Annotated in this window: 5 protein-coding genes; all 5 read left to right on the top strand. The window is 69.0% G+C overall.

Annotated features, from left to right (window positions below; translation table 11 throughout):
* The first annotated feature begins 227 nt into the window (after positions 1-227).
* Positions 228-407, top strand: a complete 180-nt coding sequence (locus AC2W7C_RS15760) for a DUF6898 family protein (RefSeq protein WP_486002249.1) — start codon at positions 228-230, stop codon at positions 405-407.
* 76 nt (positions 408-483) lie between these two features.
* Entirely contained in the window at positions 484-885 is a 402-nt protein-coding gene (locus tag AC2W7C_RS15755) for a GFA family protein (RefSeq protein WP_486002248.1), read from the top strand.
* A gap of 105 nt (positions 886-990) precedes the next feature.
* The gene (gene glyA / locus AC2W7C_RS15750) at positions 991-2,280 is read left to right on the top strand and encodes a serine hydroxymethyltransferase (protein ID WP_486002247.1); all 1,290 of its coding nucleotides are present in this window, start codon (positions 991-993) and stop codon (positions 2,278-2,280) included.
* Positions 2,281-2,292: 12 nt separating this feature from the next.
* On the top strand, positions 2,293-2,763 hold the full coding sequence (nrdR, locus tag AC2W7C_RS15745) for a transcriptional regulator NrdR (protein ID WP_486002246.1): 471 nt from the start codon (positions 2,293-2,295) through the stop codon (positions 2,761-2,763).
* The coding region (locus tag AC2W7C_RS15740) for a RibD family protein (protein WP_486002245.1) at positions 2,763-3,136 on the top strand (374 nt) is incomplete at its 3' end. The genes nrdR and AC2W7C_RS15740, both read left to right, overlap by 1 nt.

The raw sequence follows: 3,136 nt of genomic DNA, 5'->3' as shown, positions 1-3,136 counted from the left end.
CTCGCCCCTTCCTGCGCCGCTGCCGGGACGGGGGCGCCGAGGTGCTGATCGGCGACCCGGGGCGGGCGCCGCTGCCGCGAAGCCGGCTGGAGCGTGTCGCCGAATACGCCGTGGCCGATTTCGGAAGCGGCGGGCGTGAGGGTCCGAGTTGGGTCTATCGCCTCGCGGCCGGTTGACGGGCGGGCCGGCGGGATCACACTGAGCCGGGTCACGGAGGCGGATCGGCGATGAACGACGACCTGGGCGAGGTCATCCTGGAGCTGACCCGGAACGGGGCCTATCTGAAATGCTCCGCCGTCCACGTGGCGACCGGGATCGAGGTCTCGGCGATCGGCCCGGCGGCGGAGCCGGAGGGGCTGAAACGGGTGGCGGTCGCCAAGCTGAGACGGGCCCTGACGCAGAGCTGACGGGCCAAAGCCTGCTGCCACCTCCTGACACCCGCAAGGCCTAGAACAGACGAGACGAAACCAAGGGAGTTCGACCATGACGCTCACCGCCGCCTGTCACTGCGGGGCCACCCGGATCGCGTTGCCGGGGCCGCCGGCCGAGGCCAAGACCTGCAACTGCAGCTATTGCCAGCGCACGGGGGCGATCTGGGGCTATTACGCGCCGGAGGATTTGCGGATCGAGGCGTCGTCGGAGGATCGGGTCTATTCGGCCAGCGAGGGGGTTAACCAGCATCACTTCTGCGGCAAGTGCGGCGGCAACACGCATGGATTCTCGCCGGACTGGGCGTCGGTCTACAACGACGACGGCACGCTGAAGCCCGGCCAGGTCGATGGAATTCCCAGCCGGCAGACGGCGGCGGTGAACCTGAACATGATCGACGGCCTGGACCTGTCGACGATCACGATCCAGGCGATGGACGGGCGTAACAACTGGTAGGCCGGAAGAGGGCCGGTCCCGGGCGGACACCAGATGTTGTGGTTACCTGAGCAGGGGCCTAGATAGGTCGCCTTCCGGACCGCCACTCCAGTATCGGGGACCCGAGTGACCGCCTTCACCCACGACGCCTATTTCTCGAAAAGCTTGGCCGAGGCCGATCCCGACATCTTCGGGGGCATCCAGGGCGAGCTGGGTCGCCAGCAGGAGCAGATCGAGCTGATCGCGTCGGAGAACATCGTCTCCAAGGCGGTGCTGGAGGCGCAAGGCTCGGTCCTGACCAACAAGTACGCCGAGGGCTATCCGGGCCGTCGCTACTACGGCGGCTGCGAGTACGTGGACGTCACCGAGGACCTGGCGCGCAACCGGGCCAAGGCGCTGTTCGGCTGCGCCTTCGCCAATGTGCAGCCCCACTCGGGCGCGCAGGCGAACCAGGCGGTGTTCATGAGCCTGCTGCAGCCGGGCGACACCTTCCTGGGCATGGATCTGGCCTGCGGCGGCCACCTGACCCACGGCTCGCCCGCCAACCAGTCGGGCAAATGGTTCCGGCCGGTGACCTACAAGGTCCGTGAGGACGACCACCTGATCGATTACGACCACGTGGCCCAGATGGCCGAACAGGAGAAGCCCAAGCTGATCCTGGCCGGCGCCTCCGCCTATTCGCGCCACATCGACTTCAAGCGATTCCGCGAGATCGCCGATTCGGTCGGCGCCTATCTGATGGTGGACATGGCCCACTACGCCGGCCTGATCGCCGGCGGCGTCTATCCGGACCCGCTGCCCCACGCCCATGTGGTGACCACGACGACCCACAAGACCCTGCGCGGCCCGCGCGGCGGCATGGTGCTGTCCAACGACGTGGAACTGGGCAAGAAGATCAACTCGGCCGTCTTCCCCGGCCTGCAGGGCGGGCCGCTGGAGCATGTCATCGCCGCCAAGGCCGTGGCCTTCGGCGAGGCGCTGAAGCCCGAGTTCAAGGCCTATGCGAAACAGGTCGTCCTGAACGCCCAGGCGCTGGCGGCCGTGCTGGTCGAGCGCGGGGCGGCGATCGTCTCGGGCGGCACCGACAGCCACCTGATGCTGGTGGATCTTCGACCCAAGGGCGTGACCGGCAAGGCGACGGAGGCGGCGCTGGAGCACGCCCTGATGACCTGCAACAAGAACGGCGTGCCGTTCGACACCGCGCCGTTCACGGTGACCTCGGGCGTGCGCCTGGGCACGCCGGCGGGGACCACGCGCGGCTTCGGCGTCGCCGAGTTCCAGCAGGTCGGCCACTGGATCGCCGACGTGATCGACAGCATGAAGGGCACGGATGAGGCGGACCCCGCCGTCCAGGCCCGGGTGGCGGCCGAGGTGCGCGAGCTGACGCGCCGTTTCCCGATCTACGCCAAGGACTAGGGGGACGACGCGATGAAGTGCCCCTTCTGCGGCAACCCGGACACCCAGGTGAAGGACAGTCGGCCGTCGGACGACGGGGCGGCGATCCGGCGCCGGCGGTCCTGCCCGCAGTGCAACGGGCGCTTCACCACCTTCGAGCGGGTGCAATTGCGCGAACTGGTGATTCTGAAGCGCAACGGGCGGCGCACGCCGTTCGACCGCGACAAGCTGGAGCGTTCGCTGGGCATCGCGCTGCGCAAGCGGCCGGTGCAGCCCGAGCAGATCGAGCAGCTGGTCAGCCGGATCACGCGTCAGCTGGAGAGCCTGGGCGAGACCGAGATACCGTCCTCGACGGTCGGCGACTTCATCATGAAGGCGCTGAAGGGCGTCGATGAGGTGGCCTATGTCCGCTACGCCTCGGTCTACAAGGATTTCCGCCACACCGGCGACTTCGCCCGCTTCCTGGGCGACGAGGGTCTGGACGACGAGTCCGGCCCACGCTGATGCGGCCCACGGTGACCCTGAAGCTGGCGACCTCCCTGGACGGGCGGATCGCGACGGCGTCCGGCGAATCCCAATGGATCACCGGCGAGCCCGCGCGGCTGCAGGGGCATCGGCTGCGGGCCGGGCACGACGCGATCCTGGTGGGGGTCGAGACGGTGTTGGCCGACGATCCCGAACTGACCGCGCGCCTGCCGGGCCGAGCCGTCGATCAACCGTTGCGCGTCGTGCTGGACAGCCGGCTGCGGACGCCGCCTCTGGCCAAGGTGGCACAGGGCGGCGGCTTGATCCTGACGGCCATCGACCCGGTCCCGGTGGGATTGGCCGTGGTCGAGCAGGTCGAGGCCGAGGACGGCCGCCCGGCCCCGGCCGCGGC

The organism is Brevundimonas sp. CURTG3B2_SDJG (assembly GCF_057364705.1).
Note: the sequence above shows the minus strand (reverse complement) of the source record. Positions and strands in the feature narration are given on the sequence as shown.